The organism is Priestia sp. 10L35 (assembly GCF_056395685.1).
Genome location: NZ_JBFTKA010000041.1, coordinates 1 through 1,193 on the forward strand (window position 1 = coordinate 1; position 1,193 = coordinate 1,193).

At 35.9% G+C, this 1,193-nt stretch carries 1 protein-coding gene; it reads left to right on the forward strand.

Features of this window, described 5'->3' with window-relative positions; translation table 11 throughout:
- Window positions 1–55 precede the first annotated feature (55 nt).
- Window positions 56–1,193, forward strand: a protein-coding gene (locus AC1DEF_RS29015) for an IS3 family transposase (protein ID WP_477727742.1) whose coding sequence is annotated in 2 segments (ribosomal slippage) — window positions 56–308 and window positions 308–1,193 — 1,139 coding nt annotated over the 2 segments. Because the reading frame shifts where the segments join, the coding sequence is not laid out codon by codon here. This gene is flagged as partial in the annotation.

Sequence of the window (1,193 nt, forward strand, 5' to 3'; positions counted from 1 at the left end):
TGGAGATGGTACGATAAACTGAACACTAAATTAAGAGAAAAAGGTGATTCGGTTTATGGGTAGAAAAGTTTATGATCGTCAATTTAAAATGGCTGCCGTTCAGTTGGTACTGGAAGAGAACCTATTTGTAAAAGAGGTTGCGAAAGAATTATCTATTCATCCTAATACGCTATATCGTTGGGCAAGTGAATACGAAGAATATGGGGAAAGTGCGTTTCCAGGCCGTGGGAGCGCACTTTATAATTCCCAGTATGAAATAAAAAAGCTTAAACGTGAGAATGAAGAACTTAGAAAAGAGCTTGATCTACTAAAAAAGTTCCGGGTCTTCTTGAAGAAAAAGAATGTGTAAGGTTTCAATTCTTAAAAGAAAATAAACACAACTATAACATCAAGAAGGCTTGTAAAACGTTAAACATCTCACGATCAGGTTACTATGAATATTTACAGAGAAAACCTTCTAAAAGAGCTTTAGAGAATGAAGTGTTACRTGCAGAAATACAGGAGATATTTAAGGAACATAAGGGTCGATATGGATCTTTAAGAGTTACAAAGGTTCTTGAGAAGAAGGGAATCAAGGTAAACAGAAAAAGAGTAGGAAAACTGATGCGTCAAATGAACCTATATGCGAAAGGAAGCAGGTATCGCTATAAACGTTATAATAAAAAATCACCTTCTATAGAAAGACCCAACCTCCTAAATCAAGTTTTTCACACAGACGGACGAAATAAAATATGGGTCGGTGACATTACCTATATCCCTACTCAAAAGGGTACTTTATACCTTGCGGTATTTGTGGATATGTACTCGAGAAAAGTGAGTGGCTGGTCTATGAGTACACGGATGAAAGATTCTCTTGTGATAGACGCTTTTTTACAAGGATATAACAAAGAACATCCTCCAACAGGATTAATTATCCATACAGACCAGGGATCCCAATATACGGGTAGTAATTTTCAAGCCATACTGAAAAAGTATGGTGCTGTTTCAAGTGTCAGCAGAAAAGGAAACCCCTACGATAATGCATTAATGGAATCTTTTTATAAGACCATAAAAAGAGAGCTCATTCATGGTGCCAAATTTACAACACCAGAACAAGCTCGAAAAGAAGTATTTAAATATATAGAGCTCTATTACAATACCAAAAGAATGCATTCTTCTCTGCATTATCTTTCCCCTATTGAATACGAAAAAGC